This window comes from Sphaerisporangium krabiense, from assembly GCF_014200435.1.
In the GTDB taxonomy this organism is placed as follows: domain Bacteria; phylum Actinomycetota; class Actinomycetes; order Streptosporangiales; family Streptosporangiaceae; genus Sphaerisporangium; species Sphaerisporangium krabiense.
Genome location: NZ_JACHBR010000001.1, coordinates 1488347 through 1508817, shown reverse-complemented (window position 1 = coordinate 1508817; position 20471 = coordinate 1488347). Strand labels below are relative to the sequence as shown.

General features: G+C 68.2%; 18 protein-coding genes and 1 tRNA gene. 6 read left to right on the top strand and 13 right to left on the bottom strand.

Annotation, left to right across the window (positions count from 1 at the left end):
- Positions 1-196: 196 nt before the first annotated feature.
- The 3 genes from BJ981_RS06575 to BJ981_RS06565 all read left to right on the top strand — a co-directional run bounded on the left by BJ981_RS06575 (position 197) and on the right by BJ981_RS06565 (position 3934).
- Positions 197-454 carry a hypothetical protein gene (locus BJ981_RS06575; RefSeq protein ID WP_184608968.1) on the top strand — a complete coding sequence of 86 codons (258 nt, stop codon included), beginning with the start codon at positions 197-199 and terminating at the stop codon, positions 452-454.
- Positions 455-465: 11 nt separating this feature from the next.
- Positions 466-1851 carry a serine hydrolase domain-containing protein gene (locus BJ981_RS06570; RefSeq protein ID WP_184608966.1) on the top strand — a complete coding sequence of 462 codons (1386 nt, stop codon included), beginning with the start codon at positions 466-468 and terminating at the stop codon, positions 1849-1851.
- A gap of 166 nt (positions 1852-2017) precedes the next feature.
- On the top strand, positions 2018-3934 hold the full coding sequence (locus BJ981_RS06565) for a multicopper oxidase family protein (protein ID WP_239139325.1): 1917 nt from the start codon (positions 2018-2020) through the stop codon (positions 3932-3934).
- 84 nt (positions 3935-4018) lie between these two features.
- Here the strand turns inward: BJ981_RS06565 and BJ981_RS06560 are convergent, their stop codons facing one another.
- From BJ981_RS06560 to BJ981_RS06540, 6 genes are all read right to left on the bottom strand, one after another.
- Entirely contained in the window at positions 4019-4225 is a 207-nt protein-coding gene (locus BJ981_RS06560) for a DUF1918 domain-containing protein (RefSeq protein ID WP_184608963.1), read from the bottom strand.
- 78 nt (positions 4226-4303) lie between these two features.
- Positions 4304-4462: a hypothetical protein gene (locus tag BJ981_RS37405; RefSeq protein WP_204070339.1), complete on the bottom strand. Its 159-nt coding sequence runs from the start codon at positions 4460-4462 to the stop codon at positions 4304-4306.
- A gap of 107 nt (positions 4463-4569) precedes the next feature.
- Positions 4570-6570, bottom strand: a complete 2001-nt coding sequence (locus tag BJ981_RS06555; protein ID WP_184608961.1) for a hypothetical protein — start codon at positions 6568-6570, stop codon at positions 4570-4572.
- The gene (locus tag BJ981_RS06550; protein WP_184608959.1) at positions 6567-7724 is read right to left on the bottom strand and encodes a 5'-methylthioadenosine/S-adenosylhomocysteine nucleosidase family protein; all 1158 of its coding nucleotides are present in this window, start codon (positions 7722-7724) and stop codon (positions 6567-6569) included. The genes BJ981_RS06555 and BJ981_RS06550 overlap by 4 nt, the downstream gene beginning before the upstream one ends.
- Positions 7721-8485: an NUDIX hydrolase gene (locus BJ981_RS06545; protein WP_184608957.1), complete on the bottom strand. Its 765-nt coding sequence runs from the start codon at positions 8483-8485 to the stop codon at positions 7721-7723. Before BJ981_RS06545 ends, BJ981_RS06550 begins: the two co-directional genes overlap by 4 nt.
- Positions 8486-8838: 353 nt before the next feature.
- Positions 8839-9720 (bottom strand): helix-turn-helix transcriptional regulator, encoded by an 882-nt coding sequence (locus BJ981_RS06540; protein WP_184608955.1) that lies wholly within the window; start codon positions 9718-9720, stop codon positions 8839-8841.
- A gap of 128 nt (positions 9721-9848) precedes the next feature.
- Between BJ981_RS06540 and BJ981_RS06535 the strand changes: the two genes are divergently transcribed.
- Positions 9849-11120, top strand: coding sequence for a CynX/NimT family MFS transporter (locus BJ981_RS06535; protein WP_184608954.1), 1272 nt, complete (start codon positions 9849-9851; stop codon positions 11118-11120).
- A gap of 412 nt (positions 11121-11532) precedes the next feature.
- Here the strand turns inward: BJ981_RS06535 and BJ981_RS06530 are convergent, their stop codons facing one another.
- From BJ981_RS06530 to BJ981_RS06515, 4 genes are all read right to left on the bottom strand, one after another.
- Positions 11533-12321 (bottom strand): MerR family transcriptional regulator, encoded by a 789-nt coding sequence (locus BJ981_RS06530; protein ID WP_184608952.1) that lies wholly within the window; start codon positions 12319-12321, stop codon positions 11533-11535.
- A gap of 22 nt (positions 12322-12343) precedes the next feature.
- Positions 12344-13234, bottom strand: coding sequence for an alpha/beta fold hydrolase (locus BJ981_RS06525; RefSeq protein ID WP_184608950.1), 891 nt, complete (start codon positions 13232-13234; stop codon positions 12344-12346).
- Positions 13235-13586: 352 nt separating this feature from the next.
- A tRNA-Pro gene (locus BJ981_RS06520) sits at positions 13587-13660 on the bottom strand.
- An 85-nt stretch (positions 13661-13745) separates the two neighbouring features.
- Positions 13746-14651 carry a metallophosphoesterase gene (locus BJ981_RS06515; protein ID WP_184608948.1) on the bottom strand — a complete coding sequence of 302 codons (906 nt, stop codon included), beginning with the start codon at positions 14649-14651 and terminating at the stop codon, positions 13746-13748.
- 56 nt (positions 14652-14707) lie between these two features.
- On the opposite strand from BJ981_RS06515, the gene BJ981_RS06510 reads away from it, so the two are divergent.
- Complete coding sequence (locus BJ981_RS06510; RefSeq protein ID WP_184608946.1) at positions 14708-15163, top strand: GatB/YqeY domain-containing protein; 456 nt, start codon at positions 14708-14710, stop codon at positions 15161-15163.
- 111 nt (positions 15164-15274) lie between these two features.
- Here BJ981_RS06510 and BJ981_RS06505 read toward each other — a convergent pair whose 3' ends face one another.
- Positions 15275-17506, bottom strand: coding sequence for a transglycosylase domain-containing protein (locus BJ981_RS06505; protein ID WP_307837829.1), 2232 nt, complete (start codon positions 17504-17506; stop codon positions 15275-15277).
- Between the two features lie 299 nt (positions 17507-17805).
- Between BJ981_RS06505 and BJ981_RS06500 the strand changes: the two genes are divergently transcribed.
- Complete coding sequence (locus BJ981_RS06500; RefSeq protein WP_114029663.1) at positions 17806-18102, top strand: WhiB family transcriptional regulator; 297 nt, start codon at positions 17806-17808, stop codon at positions 18100-18102.
- A gap of 140 nt (positions 18103-18242) precedes the next feature.
- Here BJ981_RS06500 and bagB read toward each other — a convergent pair whose 3' ends face one another.
- Positions 18243-19424, bottom strand: a complete 1182-nt coding sequence (gene bagB, locus BJ981_RS06495) for an ATPase BagB (protein WP_184608942.1) — start codon at positions 19422-19424, stop codon at positions 18243-18245.
- Positions 19425-19464: 40 nt separating this feature from the next.
- Positions 19465-20469 (bottom strand): ATPase BagA, encoded by a 1005-nt coding sequence (gene bagA / locus BJ981_RS06490; protein WP_184608940.1) that lies wholly within the window; start codon positions 20467-20469, stop codon positions 19465-19467.
- Positions 20470-20471: the final 2 nt, after the last annotated feature.

The following is a 20471-nucleotide window of genomic DNA, read 5'->3' as shown; positions in this document are numbered from 1 at the left end:
TTGCATTAGACCGCAATGCTGTTGCAACGATTGCAGGATATACCTGCACACAAACCCACCATCTTGCCTATTAATCGTTGACGCTTTCTAAAACGCAACGTAGCCTTTGCTCGCCTGGAAAGCGCATGGCGGACATCCCCTCCGCATCACAGAGCACTGGGCACTCACCGACGCAGAACACGCAAAGGACACGGCGATGCACGTGATGGCGATTTCCGCGATCTCCGACGAGAACGGCTTCTGGGACTCCCTGAAGAAGGCGCACGGCCGTCTGCCCCAAGGGGCGAAATGGACCCTCGCGGTGGCGAGCACCGACGGCGCCAGGGCGGTGAACGTCATCGTCCACGACTCGCTCGACGACGTCCGCGCCTTCTTCGAGGGGCACGCCGCCCCCTTCGCCGCGACGGAGTACTTCGAGGCCGACGCCGCCAACGCCGTCGGCCTTCCGCGATAGCGGCCGCCCCGATGACCGACGAACCGGATCTGACGCGCGTCCGCGCCCGGATGGCCGAGCTGCTCGCCGAGTACCGGATCCCGAGCGCGGTGGTCGGCGTCCTCCACGACGGGCGGGTGACCGACTTCGCCGTCGGCCTGAAGAACCTGGAGACGCGCGAACCCGCGACGACCGACACCGTCTACCAGTGCGGATCCATGAGCAAGACCTGGACCGCCCTCGCCTTCATGCGACTCGTCGACGAGGGGAAGGCCGGCCTGGACGAGCCGGTGCGGACGTACCTGCCCGGTTTCCGGGTCGCCGACCCCGAGGTCGGCGCCAAGGTCACCCCCCGGCACCTGCTGAACCACACGCACGGCATCGAGGAGGACATCGGGAACCCCGGCGAGGGCGAGGACGTGTACGAGCGCATGGTCGCCGCCATCGCCGACGCCCCCCAGGTCCACCCGCTGGGCCACACCCACGGGTACAGCGCCGCCCTCGGCTACGCGATCCTCGCCCGCGTCATGGAGGTGATCGACGGCAAACCGTGGGACGCCGTCATGCGCGACCGCCTCTTCGTCCCCCTCGGCCTGACGGCCACGACCACGTGGCACGGGCAGGTGGACCCGGCCCGGGCCGCCACGGGATATCTGATCCCGTCCCTCGACGAGGACCCGGTCGTCTCACCCGTGAGCCATCTGCCCCGCGCGTTCGGCCCCGGAGGCAACATCTCCTCGACCGCCCGGGAGGTCCTCGCGATGGCGCACGTCCTCCTCAGCGGGGGAGAGGCGCCGGACGGCGCCCGCGTCCTCTCGGCGGAGGCCGTCCACGAGATGACCCGGTCCCGCGTGCCGATACCCGACCCGTACACCTTCGGACAGGAATGGGCCCTCGGCCTGATCGTCTGCGACTGGCACGGCGAGACCGTCTACGCCCACGACGGCAGCACCATCGGCCAGAACGCCCGCCTGCGCGTCCTGCCCGACTCGGGCACCGCCCTCACGATGCTGGCGAACGCGGGCCCACGCGACGGCTTCTACCGCAAGGCGTTCAACGAGATCCTCTCCGCCCTGAACCTGCCCACGATCCCCGGCCTGCCGCACCCCGACCCCGCGCTCGCCCTCGACCTCTCCCGCTACGAAGGCGTCTACGGGCGCCCCGGCATCCGCTACGAAGTGCGTGCCGAGGCCGGCAGGCTCGTTCTCACCTTGGTCCAGAACCCCGCACAGGCCGCCTTCCTCCGCCAATCGGAACGCCTGGACTACGAACTCCTCCCCGTCAGCGAAACCCACTTCCTGATGCTCTCCGACGCCCCCCAGGAGGACCCCCAAACCGTGGCCATCTACGACTTCACCAACGGCCCGGCCCAATACCTGCACACCAACTGCCGCGTGAACCCGAGAACCACCCACTGAACGCCGCCCCGGCGCACCGCCGACCAGAGCCCAGCCGTACGTCGATGTCCTAGCTCGGCCGGTGGGTATGTCCACATTTGGGGCTTTTGTGGGGGGTGGCTTCGCAGGGAGGACGGACCCGGGGTTTCGGCGTGCCGGGCGTCCGATCCGGCGAGGGGAGGCCGGAGTGTTCACCAGACGCGAGTTCCTGAGAGCGGCGGGCGGGACGGCCGTCCTGCTCACCGGTGCGATCGCGGGCGGCGTACGGGCGGTGCCGCCGGCGGACCCCCGGCGGATCGCCAAGTACGTCACGCCGCTGATCGTCCCGCCGGTGATGCCGCAGACCCCGGGGCAGGACGGGGCCCTCGACCGGTACACGATCGGGGTGCGGCGGTTCCGGCAGCAGATCCTGCCGCCCGGCCATCCGCCGACCGTGGTGTGGGGCTACGGCGCGACGCACGACCCGCGGACCTTCAGCAGCCCGGGGTTCACCATCGAGGCCGTGGCCGGCCGTCCGGTACGGGTGCGGTGGGCCAACGAGCTGGTCGACCAGGACGGCAGGTATCTGCCGCACCTGCTCCCGGTGGACCCCACCCTGCACTGGGCCAACCCTCCGGGCGGCCCGACCGGCAGGGACGGCCGCCCGCACCTGGACGCCACCCCCGGCCGCTACCGGGGGCCGGTCCCGCTGGTCACCCACCTGCACGGCGGGCACAGCGCCGACCACAGCGACGGCTTTCCCGAGGCGTGGTACCTGCCCGCGGCGCGGAACCTCCCGACGGGCTACGCGGCGGAAGGATCGTGGTACGCGCAGTTCGCCGCGGCGTACGCCGCGGCGCACGGCGGGTCCTGGCCCCCGGGGTCGGCGGTGTTCCACTACGGCAACGACCAGCGGGCCGCCACGATGTGGTACCACGACCACGCGCTGGGCATCACCCGGCTGAACACCTACGCCGGCCTGGCAGGCTTCTACCTGCTGCGGGGCGGCCCTTCCGACCTTCCCCCCGGCGTGCTCCCCGGGCCGGCGCCGACGGCCGGCGACGGCGGGCGCAGGGGGTACCGTGAGATCCCGATCGTGGTGCAGGACCGCTCGTTCACCGCCGACGGCGCGCTGTTCTACCCCGGCGGGCGCGCCTACTTCGACCGCTTCAGTGGGCCGTACGCGCCGCGCGGCGACATCCCGCCCATCTGGAACCCCGAGTTCTTCGGCGCGGCGATGATGGTCAACGGCCGCACCTGGCCGTACCTGGAGGTCGAGCCGCACCGGTTCCGTTTCCGCATCCTCAACGGCTCCAACGGCCGCGTCCTGAACCTGAAGATCGTGACCGACCCGCTGGCAAGGCGACCCGCGCGGGCGGCCCTGCCGTTCTGGCACATCGGATCGGAAGGCGGCTTCCTGCCCGCCCCGGTGCGCCTCGGCCACGTCCTGCTCGCCCCGGCCGAACGCGCCGACGTCATCGTGGACTTCACCGGCGTACGGCCCGGCACGGATCTCTACCTGATCAACGAGGGCCCGGACGGTGCCTACAAAGGGGACCCCCACGCCGCGCCGGCCGACCCGGCGACCACCGGGCAGGTGATGAAGTTCGCCGTCCGCGACTCACGGGGACCCGACCGCAGCGTGCCGCCCGACCGCCTCACCCTGCCGTCGTTCCCCCACCTGGGCACGGAGAACGCGACCCGCCGGGTGGCCCTGGTCGAACGGAACTCGGCGGTAGTGCGCGGCGCCGGTCCGGCCGCCGTGCTGCTGGGCACCCTCGATGAGGATCACCGTCCCATGCCCATGATGTGGTCCGACCGGCTCACCGAGACCCCCGCCGTGGGCGCCACCGAGATCTGGGAGATCCACAACTTCACCCCCGACGCCCACCCGATCCACATCCACGAGATCGCCTTCCAGGTCGCCGACCGCCGAGGCTTCGACCACGGCACCCGGCCCCCCGAGCCCTGGGAACGCGGCTACAAGGACACCGTGATCGCCTACCCCCACCAGATCACCCGCGTCAAGGCCTACTTCGACCGCCCCGGCCTGTTCGTCTGGCACTGCCACCTACTCGAACACGAGGACAACGAAATGATGCGCCCCTACCGCATCGGCCCATGACCGGCGAGGAGAGCATGACGCGATCGTCCGGGCACCCCCTCACCCGGCCGCGTTCAGCCCCGGTGACACCTGGTCCGCCGGCCGTCAGCCCCCCTGGCGCCCGGTGGCCGGATGCTCGATATGGGCGTCCGGCCCAGGGAAGACCAGGCATTCGTGATCCTGATCAAGCCAGTGCACGTCATACGGCGGCGACCCATCGTCATGATGCAACGCCGTGATCACGCCGACCCGGCGATGACTCCCCGGCCGCGTCCCCTCAAGAACCAGCCGATCCCCAACTTCAGCCTTCATATCCGCCTCCTCCCCTCACCCTTCACCTTCCCCATCCGCTCCAGAGCGGAACAGGCGTTGGGGAGGCGGCCGTACCGATCAGGGCATGGCCGCTCGAGCGGTGGCCTGCGCGTGCTCTTCGCCGGTCATGCCGCTTGTGGTACCGGGATAGTTGCGATGCAGGTCGTACCGGTCGTCGGCCCATATCTGATAGTCCCGGCGCGCGTCCCGCTCCTCCCGTCCGGTCGCCGTGGCCACCTGCCGCCAGGCCACGCCCGCCTGGAGCGCGCGGTCGACGTGGGCGGGGTTCCGGACGCTCCTGACGAGAATTGGTCGTCCCGTCGATGATCTCGAATCCGCAGCGGCTAAGCGAGAAGCCTGCGGGCCGCATCCGCGAGATCGGCTGACCCGACTCGCTCACGCTCGCGCTCGTTCCTGATCCATTCCTTTCCTTCGGCGGCGACACCTTCAAGAATGTGCAGGGTGTTCCCCAATCCTGCGGTATCGAGAGTCGCCTGGGACACCATGCGCGTGTCCTCCCCCAGTTGGTCGGTTCCGGGTGGGGGTCCGGTCACCTCGACCTCGATCGGATGACCGTTGACGAGTGTGAGTTCGAACGTCTTGTGGCCATCATCGGCTTCGGTCACCTCTACCGCCGCGACAGCGTCGTAGCGGTAGTTGATACGTGCCCGATCATGGAAGGTGGCCTTCTCGAAGTCGAGTTCAACGGTCAGTTGGCGCACACCATCGGCGGTGAGCAGGAAGGTCAGCAGCTTGTACCTCGAATAGCGCCAGGGGCCCTTTCGCACCCTGGCCCGCTTGTAGTAGCTCGCAGGTGCCTCGATGAAGGCATGGGCGATGACATCGGCTGCGGCGAGCTTGTAGTGCCGCATCGCCTCTTCCATCAACGCCTTACGATCGCAGTCCAGCCAGTGGGCCATCTCCAAATCGGTGGGTTTGTCCGCCAGCTTGCTCTTCCATCGTTCGAAGGCCGCACGGCGCTCGGCCAGGAGTAGATCCGCCTCCGCCTGCTCCGCGGTCAGCCTCTTGTGTTCGAGGATTATGCGTAACCAGGTCGCGCATGCGATCCATCCGCCCCATATGGCGACGACGGTGGCACCGACGACACTGAGCGGTCTGACGTACAGCGCGCTCCACGTCATCATCGCCCCGCCCACGATAAGGGCGGCTACCCCGAGAGTGAACAGCACCTTCATGGATGCCGTGACCCTCAGTCGGTCGCGGTAATCCCATAGCGTGCCGTCCTGCCAGCGTCCTTTCACGTCGCTGACGAGATATCTGGTGAGCCAGGCCACTCGTTTCGCATCGACCCTGCTCTCCCGGTACAGCTCCACGACTTCATCACGTAGACATCGGCGGATAGCGGCCGTCCGGGTGAGCCACTCCGCCCTGTCAGTGTTTCGTGGAACGTACCTCGCGAAATAGTAGTCGAACTGACGGTCGATCTGATTCGCGAAACCGCCTTGCGGGGCGGCGATCGGTCGTTGCCCCGCGGTCCAATGTTGTCGGTCTTTCTCTTGACGGCGCTGCACCCTGAACCGCCACTCCACGCCGTGTCGTGCACAGGCGTGGCAACCAGCGGTGAAGAGGGGTAGGGCCAGCGCCGTCGATGACCAGGCGTGCTGCCACGACACCGCTCCGATGAAGCTGACGGATGTCAGCGACAGCATCGTGGTGGCGATCGATCGGATCCAATCGCCAACCGTGATCGCTGCCGGACGCGGCGACCGTACCCGTGCGCCGATCGGCTCGGGCTGGAAGAACTTCCAGACCCGCCGCAGGCGCTCATAGTCACACCGCTCCGCCTTCGCCGACGCAAACGCACGCGCCCAGAGCCCGTCCAGAGCGGGACCACTCAGAAGCATTTCGAGATGCCGGAAAATCTCGTCCCGCTGACGGGTGCCTAATGCCTGAAGATCCCGCTCTATGGCTTCCGAATCCACGGAACCGGTCTGGAGCGACGTCAGAAGGTCGCTGAGCATCCTGACCGCAATTACCCACGTGTCACCAGGCCGCTCGACGATTCGCGCCTGGACGGACCGCAATACGTCGAGGTCCTCCTTCGGGACCTGCTGCAGTGTACGGCCGCTCAGCAGAGCGAGGAGCAGATAGAAGCATGAGCGGCTCGTCACATGCCCCTGCACCACGGCATCGCTGATGTACTCTCTCGCCCTCGCCGACATGCCACCGCGCAGACATTTGACTCCCACCTCGAATTTTTGCTGCGGCGTCGCATCGGGAGGCAGTTGATACACATAGACGTCTCCGTGTAGCGCCTCCGTCTGAACGCCGACGGTTGCCCCCTCCTCAGCGATGTTGGCCGAGGTAACGGTGGACGCGTTCATAACGTGCCTCGTATCGCGGCGATGACCGAGGCGACTTTCGAGGCCAGGTCGGCCACATCCATCAGCAGCCCCCGCAGCCTCCGGAGTGCGATCATCGCCTTGTTCTTGCCCTGGTCGGTGTTCTCCGACAGCGATTGGGCGGCGACGTCGATCTCTTCCTCTGCTGCAGTGAAGGTGGCCACGTCCACATCTCCGGCCGCGCAGGCCTTTGAGAGCTTGTGGCGGAGGTCCGCGAGTTGTCCTGCCGGATCGAGTACGGCCTGAGACGGCTGCCCGATCGACACATTGCCGTAGATACGGCCGGCCTGTACCCCCACATGGGCACTTCCCTTGGCAACGTTCCTCACGATTTCGGGCATGGATTCGCCTTCCGCCTTCTCTGTCCTGTCGGCGACGTTGCCACGGAGCGTCTCCCGAGCAAGTTCCTCGGCGAGGGCGAGAGCGAGTGCTGCGGCATTCGTCACCGCTTTCGCCTGCCAGCCAACGCCGTCGGTCTTCACCTTGGTGCCGTCGGCCCGGTCGCTGATGCCGCGTATCACGACCATCGGAAGCGATCTGTTCAAATGGGCGGCTTGCGCCACCCCGGCGGCTTCCATCTCTATCGCCAGCGCGTCGTTGTAGGTCTGGCGAACCCATTGAGCATGTGCTGAAATCGCGGAATCCTGCACGACCTCGCCGGCCGCGATCGGCCCGAAGCGGACTTCCGCCGCGGCCTGATCGGCAGGAAGGCGGCGTTTCCAGGTGCCGTTCCTGACCAGATGACGGGCAATCTGATCCGGCTCGTGCGAGATCTCCCAGACGCGAGGACGTGCTTTCAACCCGTCGTCCTCGCTGGTGCCGCCGTGGTAGGCGTAGACGTGGGTCGCGATCACAACATCGCCTAAGTCGACGTCGGGCCAGAGGGCACCGGCGACGCCTACGAACAGCAAGGCGAACGGATCGAACTCGGTGATCGCCCGCTCAGTGAGCACGGCAGCGGGTTGGTTACCCTTTCCGACCAGTCCCAGGGCCACGTGGCAGCCGTTCGGGAGACGACCGATCTCGAATCGCGTCCCAGCCCGGTGGCGATGTAGTCGTAGGTCGGATAAGTGTCTCCGGACTGCTTCGTACTCCAGATCCAGAGCGGTGAGGATCACGACGGGGCGCTCGTTCATGAGAGCACACCTCCTTCAGGGTTCTGCGCCGTCGAGTCGCCAGGGGGCGCGGATACGGACTGCGCCGAACGGGCCATCGGGGGATACAAAACCTGGAGCGGGCCCGGCTTGAAGAGCCGGGCAGGCCGCCCATTCTCCGTTCGCCGCATAGGGCCGGCCGGGACGATGAAGCCGCGGGCGTTCTGAACCTTGCGATAGAAATTCCGAGGATCAAGCCGGACACCCCACACCGCCTCGTACACCTGCTGTAGTTCCGAGATGGTGAAGGTGTCAGCGCAGAACGCCGTGGCGAGTGCCGAATGTTCCAGCTTCACGCGCGCGCATTCGACGCCATCCGCGATGATCCGCCGATGGTCGAACGCCAATTTCAGACCGGAGGACAAAACATCTTCTACGGGTTTCCAACAGGCACCCGCCGCATCCGTGCCGGCGACAGGCTCCGGCAAGCGCGGTGCGATCGCCAGGTAGGCCACCGAGATCACTCGGCCACGAGGGTCGCGTCCTGGCTCACCGTACACACTCAGCATCTCAAGATGCGGCACATCGGCAAGACCGGCCTCTTCGGACAGCTCACGACGCGCCGCCACGAATATGTCCTCATCTCCATGGCTGAGGAATCCTCCAGGTAAGGCGAACGAACCGCGATAAGGCTCAACACCACGTTCGATGAGCAACACATGCAAGCGGGCACTCCGCAGAGTCAAGATCACCAGGTCCACTGCCAGCAGAACGCTGGGCGGTTCCCAAGGTTCGACGCTCATGAGTACACCGTAACTTCTTGTCATAGTGACAGGAAGTTAGAGTAGGCGCCCTTTTTTGCCACGATCATTGAGCCGCGACGTCTGCATGGTCAGTACAGGCTGAAGGGGTGATGCCGTGCGACCCTTACTGGTCCGGCAGCCAGGGCCGCATGCTCCGCAATGGCTCGAAGCCATGGGCCCGCAGAGAGCACAGAAGGTCAGCTCCGATCTGTGGAACCGGCCTCGGTACTCGTACTACGTGGTCGCGGCGGCAGGAACTGAACCTACGGCCTCTTCGTCCCAAAGGAAGCGCAGGAGTCTGGGAGTGTCGAGGCTGTGTGACCCAACCGCCCGATAGAACCCATCACGACGAGTCACACCGTGGCTTGGACCGGTTGGGAGTGCTGAGTTCGCGGTGTGTCACGAGATGGACCGGGTCGGCCGCGGGACTCGTGCTCGAGCTGGTCGATGGCCTCGGCCGTCTGGTCGTCGGCCGGGAGGAAGACGACCAGTTGTTGGGCCTCCGCGGGCAGTTCGAGGGTCTCACGAAGCAGTCGAAGCCGGTGACCGGACGGGTGGTCGAGCCGGAGGACGCCGCGTCGCGGCACCACGTGACGGTTCAGGCGGTCGGTGAAGTCAGGCCCGGCGATGGGGGTGAGCTCCGCGGTGAGCCATTCGAGGTTCTCCAGGGACGGCGCCTGCCAAAGATCGAAGGCCTGCTCGTCCGCGACGTCGTCCCAGTCGACGAAGAACGTCCGGGCGCGGGGGTCGGTGAACAGGTAGCGGTTGAGGTTCGGATGGGCGTCGTCGAGCAGGCCCGTCCCGCTGGTGACCAGTCGGTAGCCGCTGGTGTGGGCGAGGACGTCGCCCAGCCGGTTGGTCACGATGGCGACGCTGGGTTCGAGGAGGCGGAGCGTCCGCAGGACGGGCGGTCGCACGCGCCGGGACGGTGGCACGGGACGGATGAGGATGGAGCATTCGTCACCGGTGATCTTCGCGAGGTAGCGCAGGTGGTTGCGCTCCGGGGAGTCGAGGCGGAGCGCGTCGGCGAGGGCGTTGACGACCGTCGGCGATGGATTGCGGTCGCGGCCCTGCTCGATGCGCGTCAGGTATTCAACGCTGATGCCGGCGCACGTGGCGAGGTCCAGCCGGCGCAGACCCGGTGACCGGCGGCGGCCGCGGTCCGGCAGACCAAGGGATTCCGGCTGGATGCTGTCACGCTTCGACCTGATGAAGTTCCCCAGTGGTGACCCCACGCCGACAGGCTACCCGGGCCCGTTGATCGCACAGTGTTCCATCGTGGCAGTGCGCAGGGTGGCCCTGCGAGGGCTAGCCCTGAACACGGCCTGGTTGCCGGCTGCGGTGCTGCTCGATCGTGATGTCCATGGAGAAGACGCTGACGCGGCGTTCGGGGCAGGCGTTGCTGGTATGGGGGCTGCTCGTGGTGGCGGCGAACCTGCGGGCGAGTTTGACCGGCGTCGGGCCGTTGCTGGACCACGTGCAGGCTGATCTTGGGTTGACCCCGGCCGTGGCGGGCCTGCTCAACACATTGCCATTGCTGGCGTTCGCGGCGCTGTCCCCACTGGTGCCCCGACTGGTCGGGCGGTGGGGAGCCGAGCGGCTCCTTGGAGGTGCGCTCGTGGTGCTCACGCTGGGGATCGCGCTCCGGTGGGTGCCGACGGCAGCCGGTCTGTTCGGCGGAACCGTGCTGATCGGGGCGGGCGTCGCCGTCGGCAACGTGCTGCTGCCGAGCCTCATCAAGCGCGATTTCCCCACCAAGGTGGGACTGCTGACCAGCGCCTACGCCACCGTCATGGGAGGTGTCGCCGCAGTGGCCTCCGGGGTGGCGGTGCCGATCAGCGCGGTCGCGCCCGGCGGTTGGCACACCGCGTTGGGGTGCTGGCTCGTGTTCGCACTGGTGGCCGTCCTGCTGTGGATCCCTCAGATGCGCGCTCCGCGGCGTGCCGCCCAGGCGATTCGCCGGCACCCGTTGCCGTGGCGCTCCGGCCTCTCCTGGGCGGTCACGGCGTTCATGGGCCTGCAGTCGCTCGGCTTCTACGTCGTCGTGACGTGGCTGCCGCAGGTCTTCCAGGACAACGGCATGAGCGCGGCCACGGCGGGATGGCTTCTCTTCCTGTTCCAGGCGGTCGCGGTGCTGACCAGCCTGGCGGTGCCCGGCGCACTGCGGCGGGCACGTGACCAGCGCGCCCTGGCGACGATCTGCTCGGCGATCATGCTCCTCGGCTACCTTGGACTTTCCGCGGCGCCGGGACTGGCGTGGCTGTGGAGTGTCATCCTCGGCCTGGGCGGCGGAGCCTGCCTCGTGCTCGCACTGGCCTTCATCAGCCTGCGCGCGCAGGACGCGTCCGTGGCCGGCGCGTTGTCGGCGATGGCCCAGTCGATCGGTTACCTGCTGGCCGCCGCCGGCCCAGTGATCTTCGGCCTCCTGCACACGCTGACCTCCGGCTGGCGAACACCGCTCATACTGATGTGCGCCACCGCGGCCACCCAGACGATCGCCGCCCTGGCAGCCGGCTCAGGCACAGTGCCCTCCCCCGATTCCCAGGCACCCGCTCACGCCCCTCGCCCCGGTATTGGTCCCCTGGCACGCCGCCACATGCACCCGGACCTCGCCGACCCCCGCATGCGGCCCTGAGACTTCTCGGAGCGTGAGAACCTTCGGGATCTCCGAACGCCTCATAGATGACTGCATGACTCATGGCTGCCCTCGATTGCAGTGGTGTGTGTTGCGAGTCAGTTGGGGGCAGCAGCTTCTGCACGGTTTCAGCCCGACTCAATGGCGAGGACGTTCGCCGATCTCACCGGACGCCGGGAATCAGAGCTGGGAGAATGTTCTGGCCGCACGTAACCCATACGGCGAGGTGCGCCTTGATATGAGCGCCCGCTTGAGCATCGGCGATCTCGGCTCGCTCGGCGGTGCATGAGGGCAATCCGTCGCTGGGTCGCTGTTGCGATTGGACCAAGCCTCGCCCAAAAGTACCCCGCCCGCCATCACAAATAGCGCTCGGATCGTCGCCTGTGGCGTCTTCCTGCGCGTACTGGCGCTACTAGGGTGTCACACCCGGTATGGGGGCCACGCGCTCGAGCTTGGTCCAGCCTTTCCAGCCTCGCTGCTTCAGAAGTTCGATCAGCCGACGCGCCGGAGGCACCGTGTCGAACGCCAGCGTGTCCATCAGCTCGACGAGCGGTAGCTCGATAGCGGTGTCGTCGACATAGTCCTCGCCCCGCTCGTCGGCCATACGCGTGATGTAGGCGGCCAGCTTGTCGGCCAGCTCGACCAGCCGCGGGTTGTCGTCGGCTCGCTCAAGAGCCTGGCCCAGGGTGAGGTAGAAGTCGACCAGCCGCGGATCGTCGAGCTGCTCCCGCTTGCGTGCCATCCACTCCGGGACTCGCTCGGGTGAGTGCGCGGCCAGCGGGATCCAGCCGTCACGCTCCGCCTGGACGATCCGCTCGTCGACTCCGAGCGCCCGCAGCCGGTCGAGATACTCGACCACTTCCGAGGGCAGGACCAGGCTGTCCCCGGAGGCGAGCCGGGCGATTCGCTCGCGGTGCCGCTGCCTCTCCTGGATCTCCGCCTGCAGCCTCCCATCGATGTCCGCGATCGCCGCGGCGAACTCCTCCTCTCCGGCCCGCAGCAGCTCCCGCACCCGCGCCAGCGGAACCCCGGCGTCGGCGAGGATCCGGATCTTGATCAGCTCGATCACGGCGCCGGCGTCGTATCTGCGGTAGCCGGAGTGATCCCGGTCGGGCTCCGGCAGCAGCCCCTTGGCGTGGTAGTGCCGCACTGCGCGCACCGTCACTCCCGCATACGACGCCAGCTCGCCGATGGTCAGCATCAGACCAGTCTCCAGGAGTTCCTCAAGAGATCGCCCGACCGGCTGCGCCTGGTGCGTCAAGGATGATCTGGGCGATTTGCGGGGCATGGGTGAAGACCAGCTGGTGATCGGCGTCGAGCCAGCTGGTGGCGATGTGCGGATACTCGCGGACAAGCCGCTCGACGCCGACACGCCAGTTCTGGCTGAACCGCGGTGCAGGCCCTTCGCTGCTGTCGCCGGCCATCGAGGTCGACATGATCATTCTGACGGGCCGGTCGATCTTCCTGTACCGGTCGAGGATCTCGGACCGGATCACGTCGATCTCGAGGTTCAGGTCGAGAATCTCCTGGGCGGTGAGCAGCACCTGACGCGCGGTACCCCGCTCGGCCTCCTGCTGCGTCGCCAAGTCCTCCCACATGGCGCGGAACGCCGGCAGGGCCGCCTCGGTGATGAACGGTTCGGGCACCGGGTTCGCCCCGTCGATGAGAACAAGCTCGGCGACGGTGTCATGATGCTCGGAGGCATAGTGCACGGCCAGGTCGGCGCCCAGCGAGTAGCCCACCAGCACCGGCGCTGTTGGGAGGCCGAGGTTCCTCAGTTCCGCCATCACCGCGACGAGATCGCTGAGGAAGTCCTCGAAGGAGTACCGCTCGGCGGCCGAGGCGAGGCCATGCCCCCGCAGATCGAAGGTCACCACGTCGTGATCGCGCCTCAGCAGCTCGGTCAACTCGCGCAGGTCGGCCTGGGTCGAGCTCAGGCCAGGGCACAGGACCAGCGGTCGTCCCTGACCGCCGCGAGACACCGGGATCGTGACACCGTCGTGGTGGATCGTGAAGTGCCGCACCGTCCTGTCACCTCTCTCCGCCCGCTCTCCATGATTTTTGTGCTCGTCGTACAGCACGGCGACCTCGATCGCCCTGGTTTCCGTGGCCATGCCACCATGCTGAAAGCTTGACCCTGCGTCAGGGTCAAGCGGCGCGGCGACATGACGCCCGTTACATCCGCGATCGCCGATTTCTGGGCCACGCCTGTGAGCGGCGCCCCCGCACCCTGGCCGACCTCATCACGATCGTCGCCGAGCTGCGCCGCCGCGATGCGAGAGAACCCGCCGACCTTCCACGTATGCCGTGCGGCAGAGGGCGAACTGTCGGCGTACCTCTCCGCTGGTGTAGGCGGATGATGTGGCGGGCGTCGTAGAGGCCGACCGTGCCGGTTGTCTCGACACCCACCTACGCAGAAGGCCGGGTCCGAAGATCGGAACCGGCCTTTGAGCTGGTACTGCTGGGTCGGGGTGGCGGGATTTGAACCCACGGCCTCTTCGTCCCGAACGAAGCGCGCTGCCAAGCTGCGCTACACCCCGGTGCACTGGCGGTTTTGCTTGTGCTCGCATGAGTCTAGCGGACTTTGGCGGTGCTCGCGTCATCTCGTAGGGGGGAGCGGAGGGGTCAGCGGCGGGTGGGGCGGCGGGGGACGAGGGTGAGCAGGGTGGCCTCGGGGGGGCAGGAGAAGCGGGCGGGGGCGAAGGGGGAGGTGCCGAGGCCCGCGGAGACGTGGAGCCAGGCGGAGTCGTGGCGGTGCAGGCCCTTCACGCGGGCGCGATCGATGCCGCAGTTGGTCACCAGGGCGCCGTAGAAGGGGATGCAGAGCTGGCCGCCGTGGGTGTGCCCGGCGAGGAGCAACTGGTAGCCGTCGGCGGCGAAGCGGGACATGTTGCTGGGCTCGGGGGAGTGCATGACCCCGAGGCGCAGGTCGGCCTCCGCGGGGGCGGGGCCGGCGATCTCGTCGTAGCGGTCGCGGTTGATGTGCGAGTCGTGGATGCCGCCCACGAAGACGTCCAGATCGCCCACCTTGATGCTGGCGGTGGTGTTGTTCATGTCCAGCCAGCCCGCCGCCGTCATGCCCTCGCCCAGCTCCGGCCAGGGCAGGTCGGGGACGCTGCGCCGGCCGTCGGACTTGGACGAGCGCCACAGGTAGCGTGCGGGGTTCTTGAAGTGCGGCGAGTACAGGTCGTTGGACCCGTAGACGAACAGGCCCGGACGGGCCAGCAGGGGCTCGACCGCGCGCAGGTAGGCGGGGACGGCGTCCGGGTGGGCGATGGTGTCGCCGGTGTTCACCACGAGATCGGGTTCGAGGGCGTCCAGCGAGCGGACCCAGTTGATCAGATGGGTGCGCCCCGGGGTGAGATGCAGGTCGGAGAGGTGGAGAATGCGCACCGGACGCTGCCCCGGCGGGAGGACCGGCACGTCGAAGCGGCGCAGCCGGAACCAGTTGCGCTCGACGACGGACGCGTAGCCGAGCCCGGCGACGCCGAGACCTAGCAGGGACAGGGGTATCGCGGCAGCTTTCCTCACCCCTTCATGATGCCCGAGCCCACCCGCCCATGCCTCCTCACGGCAAGATGGTCGCCATGAGTGCTCTGAAGGACAAGCTGAAGGCCGATCTCACTACGGCGATGAAGGCGCGGGACGAGCTGCGGACGCGGACGCTCCGCATGGCTCTGGCGGCCGTCAGCACGGAGGAGGTCGCGGGTAAGGAGGCCAGGCAGCTCTCGGACGACGAGGTCGTCAAGGTGCTGACCAAGGAGGCCAAGAAGCGGCGTGAGGCGGCGGAGGCCTTCGCGGGCGCCGGCCGGGCCGAGCAGGCGCGGGCCGAGCAGGACGAGCAGGCCGTGCTTGAGGAGTACCTGCCGGCGCAGCTCAGCGACGAGGAGCTCGACCGTCTGGTCCAGGAGGCGATCGCCGAGAGCGGCGCCGAGGGGCCGAAGGCGATGGGGCAGGTGATGAAGGTTCTCAACCCCAAGGTCGCCGGCCGTGCGGAGGGCGGCAGGGTCGCCCAGGCCGTCCGCGCGCACCTCGCCGGCTGAGGGGGACGGCGCGCATCCCGGGCCGTAGGAGGCGCCGGGTACGAGCCGAAGGGGCCCGCCGCGGAGTGATGCCGTGGCGGGCCCCTTCGGCTGTGTGGCGCCGGGGCCGGGTCAGTCCCGGGCGATGCCCGGGGTGACGGGGTAGATGCCGGTGGTGCCGGTGGTGCCGCCGCCGCCGTTGGTGGTGACGTCCGGGAGGTTGGGCATGTCCCCGCCGCCGTTGTTGCCGTTCGGGACCTCGAACGGGCCGCCGTCCTCGCCGTGGGTCTTGGGCGGCGCCTTGGGCGCGCAGCCGCCGCTGCACCCGCCGAACTGGCTCATGTCCGGCGCCGTGAAGGACGAGGCCTCGATGCCCTTCAGCGCGCTGAGGAACGTCTCCTTCCAGATGCGTCCGGAGATCGTCGCGCCGAACACCTCGCCGTAGTAGCGGCCGCCGATGCGGATGTTGCGCAGCGGGTGGGTGTAGGAGCCGCGCGGGTCACCCAGGCTGACGGCGCCGGCCAGGTCGGGGGTGTACCCGGCGAACCAGGCGGTCATGGAGCCGTCGGTGGTCCCGGTCTTGCCCGCCGCGTCGCGGCCGATGCCGCCGACGCCGGTCATGGTGCCCTTGGTGAAGACCCCGGACAGGATGCCGCTGACGGCGTCGGCGACCTTCTCGTCCAGCGTCTGCTTGCATGCGGGCTTGAACTGGGTCTTCTTGCCGAAGCGGTCGGTGATCGAGGTGATCGCCATGGGCTTGCAGTAGCTGCCGCGGGCGGCGAAGGTGGCGTAGGCGGCGGCGACCGTCACCGGGTCCATCTCGTTGACGCCGAGGGTGAAGGTCTCGACCTCGCTCAGCTTGCCGCCGTCGGCGCGCTTGATGCCGAGGTCCTTGGCGGTCTTGACGACGTCGCAGAGCCCGACCTTCTGCTCCAGCCGGAGGAAGAAGGTGTTGACCGAGCCCCAGGTGCCGGTCCTGAGGGTCTTGAACCCGCCGCCGCCCTCGGAGTTGTGGGCGACGTGGCTGGGGTCGCCGACGTTCTCGCCCTTGCAGTTCTTGAAGTCGCTGTACCCGCTCGCCTGGAAGCTGCTGCCCGAGTTGATGCCGTCGTCGTAGCGCATGCCCTCTTTCAGGGCCGTGGCCAGCGTGAACGCCTTGAACGTGGACCCGGCCTGGAAGCCGGTGCCACCGCCGTGCGCGACGTCGGCGACGAGGTTGTAGTTCGACTCGTTCTTCTTCTTGCTGCCGCCGAACTTGCGGCTCGCGGCCATGGCCTTGATGGCGCCGGTGCCGGGCTCGATGAGGGCCTCGGAGGCGACGGGCTTGTCGGAGGCGTGCACGAACCTCTTGATCGCCTTCTCGGCGGCCTTCTGCATCTTGGTGTCGAGCGTCGTCCTGATGACGAGGCCGCCCCGGTTGAGGAACTCCCTGCGCGCCTTCTCGGTCTTGCCGAACTGCGTGTCGTTGAGGATCTCGTGCTGGACGTACAGGCAGAAGTACGGGTACTTGCTCTGCTCGCACCCGCCGGGGATGGAGATGTCCTTGTACGTCAGTTTCTTGGCCTTGGCCTCGGCCGCCTGCTGCGGTGTGATCTTGCCCAGCTCGGCCATGCGGTCGAGGACGACGTTGCGCCGGGACAGCAGGGCGGCCCGGTGCTGCTTGCCGAGGTTGGGGTCGGTCGCGTTGGGGTTCTGCACGGCCCCCGCGAGCGTGGCGGCCTCTTCGAGGTTCAGCTCGGAGGCCGGCTTGTCGAAAAAGCGCTTGGACGCGGCCTGGATGCCGTACGAGCTGGCGCCGAAGTAGGCGATGTTCAGGTATTTCTCAAGGATCTGGTCCTTGGTGTTCTCCTGCTCGACCGCCATGGCGTACCGCAGCTCGTTGAGCTTGCGCGACACGGTCGGGGCGATGGCCGCGGCCTTCTCCTCGTCGGTCTCGGCCTTGTTGAAGATCACCTGCTTGACGTACTGCTGGGTGATCGAGGAACCGCCCTGGGCGACGCCGCCGGACTGGAAGTTCTTCATGAGAGCGCGGAGCGAGCCTTCGAGGTCGAGGGCCCCGTGCTCGTAGAAGCGGAAGTCCTCGATGGCGATGATGGCCTGGCGCATGATGGGCGCGACCTTGTCCAGCGTCACTGATTCGCGGTTCTGGTAGTAGAACTGCGCGATCTGCTTGCCGTCGGAGTCCCGGATCACCGTCTTCTCCGGAGGCGGATCCGCTTTGAGCTCTTCTGGCTTGAGGTTGAGCACGTCAGTGGTGCTCTTGACGCCCATGCCGGCGCCGCCCACGGCGGGCAGGGCGATCGCCGCGGCGAGGACGCCGGCGGCGACGGCGGCCCCGATCAGCCGCAGCAGGTTCCCGAACACGGACCCGTGAGCTTTGCCTTGAGCTTGCACACGTCCAAGGGTATGCCGAACCCATGACTCAATAGGTACCGAAAGTCCATTTCGCATTGACTCGCCCGCTACCCGGCGCGGAGATGACTAGTCATTCCCGGCCACATGGCCTGACATGACCATGTGGGAAATTGACCCGCCCGGGGTCTGTCGGTCCCAACGTCTGGTTGCGTACGTTCTCCTCTGCGGCAACTGAATAAGGAGGCTCGACGCCCGCGCCCGTCGGCCGCCAAGTGACGACTGACCACCTATAGGGGAGTGGGGTCGAAATGTGGATCACGGATTGGACCTCCCGTGCCGCCTGTCGAGGTGCGGATCCTGACGCGTTGTTCGTGCAGGGTGCCGCGCAGAACAGGGCGAAGCTCATCTGCCGAGGATGCCCGGTCCGTACGGAGTGCCTCGCGGACGCGTTGGACAACCGCATCGAGTTCGGTGTCTGGGGCGGCATGACCGAGCGGGAGCGCCGAGCGCTGCTCAGGCGACGGCCGGACGTCACCTCCTGGCGCGACCTTCTGGAGGTCGCCAAGGAGGAGTACGAGCGGACCAACGAGCTGATCGCCGGCTGAGTTCAGGAGCGGGGGCGGTGTCGCCTCGCGCTCCGATGACACGACAGAGGGGCTGACGGGTCAGCCCCTCACTGGCGTCACCGGGTCAGAACCTTCACGACCTTCCGGGGGCCACGGCGATCACGGTCGCCGTCCGCCGGTCACGAGGACAGCAGCTCGCCGATCCGACGCAGGCCGGCGAGGTCATGGACGTCCTCCGGCATCGCGGGGACCTCGGAGATCGGCACGGTGGGGTGTGCCGAGGCGAAGTGGTCGCGTTCCCGGTGCTCGCGAGCGGCGAGTTGCATCCGTCCGGCGTGCAGCCGCAGCACGGCGGCGGTCAGCTCGTGCTCGCCACGCGCTTCCAGATCTTCGGCGGCGGCCGCACTGCGCGCGGCCGAGAGGGCCGGCGCCGGGGATCGGTGCACCCGGTTGATCACCAGGCCCGCCAGGGGCATGCGCTCCTCGGCGAGCCGTTCCACGAAGTACGACGCCTCCCGCATCGCGTCCCGCTCGGGCGCGGCGACGACCACGAAGGCGGTGCCGGGGGCCTGGAGCAGGCGGTAGGTCTGCTCCGCGCGCTGCCGGAACCCGCCGAACACGGCGTCGAGCCCGGCGACGAACGTCTGGATGTCCTTGAGGAACTGCGCGCCGAGGATCTTCGTCAGCACCCCGGCCACCAGGCCGAACCCGGCGTTGAGCAGCTTGAAGGCGCTGCGGCCCCCGGCCTTGGCCGGAGCCGTCAGGATGCGGATCAGCCGCCCGTCCAGGAAGCGGCCGAGCCGCTCGGGGGCGTCGAGGAAGTCCAGCGCCGACCGCGACGGGGGCGTGTCGACGATGATCAGGTCCCATTCGTCTGAGCGGCGCAGCTGGCCGAGCTTCTCCATGGCCATGTACTCCTGCGTGCCGGAGAAGCTGGACGACAGCGACTGGTAGAAGGGGTTCGTGAGGATCTGCCGGGCGCGCTCGGGGTCGGCGTGCGCCTCGATGATCTCGTCGAAGGTCCGCTTCATGTCGAGCATCATGGCGTGCAGCTCGCCCGCCCCCTTGACGCCGGCGACCGGCCGCGGGGTGTTGTCCAGCTCGGTGAGCCCCATGGACTGCGCCAGGCGGCGCGCCGGGTCGACGGTGAGCACCACGACGCGGCGTCCTCGCTCGGCCGCCCGCAGCGCGAGCGCCGCGGCCGTCGTGGTCTTGCCCACCCCGCCGGAGCCGCAGCACACCACGATGCGGGTGCCCTCGTCGTCGAGGATGGCGTCCACGTCGAGGACGGGCGAGACCCGGCGGCCGGCGTCGCCGGTGTGCGCGGCCTGGCCGGTCGGGTCCGGGATGGTCGTGGTCATGACGGGGAGGTCCTCCGGTGGGGGCTTCGCCTGGAGATGTTCACGCCGCTCCCTGCGCGCGGATGGCCTGGGCCAGCTCGTGCAGCCCGGCGAGGTCGGCGCCGTCGGTCAGCAGCGGCAGGTCATAGCGCGGGCTCTTGGCCCGGGCCAGCGCACGGCGCTCGCGCCGTTCCAGCGAGGTGCGCCGGGCGTGTTCGGCGATCTCGGCCGCCAGGGCCTCGGCTATCGCGGAGGCGTCGGCCGGGCCGTCGGCGAGCCCGGCGGCCTTGAGCCCGAGCGCCAGCTCGGCCGGGTCGAAGGAGTTCTTCGCGGCGGCGTCCAGGGCCGTCTTGGGCAGCAGCTCGGGGCGCACCATGTTGATGAAGATGCCGCCCACGGGCAGATTGGCGGCGCGCAGGCTCTCGACGCCGTCGAGGGTCTCCTGGACGGGCATCTCCTCCAGCAGCGTGACGAAGTGCACGGCGGTCTCGGGCGAGGCCACGACGCCGCGCACCAGGTCCGCGTGGTTCTTGACCGGGCCGATGCGGGCGAGCCCGGCGACCTCGGAGGTCACGTTGAGGAAGCGGGTGATCCTGCCGGTGGGCGGCGCGTCCATGACGACGGCGTCGTACACGCGCCTGCCCGACTTGTCGCGGCGGCGCACGGCCTCGCTGGTCTTGCCGGTGACGAGCACGTCACGCAGGCCGGGGGCGATGGTGGTCGCGAAGTCGACCAGGCCGATCTTGTTGAGCGCCTTGCCCGCGCGCCGCATGCCGTAGAACATCTCGACGTATTCGAGCATGGCCTCTTCGGGGTCCACGGCGAGGGCGTAGACGTCGCCGCCGCCCGGGGCGACGGCGATCTTGCGCTCCTCGTAGGGGAGCGGCGGGGTGTCGAAGACCTGGGCGATGCCCTGCCGTCCTTCGACCTCGACGAGGAGGACCTTCTTGCCGCCCGCGGCGAGGGCCAGTGCCAGGGCGGCGGCCACCGTGGTCTTGCCGGTGCCACCCTTGCCGGTGACGACGTGCAGCCGCACGCCGTCCCAGTCGATGTCGCGAGCGCTCACGT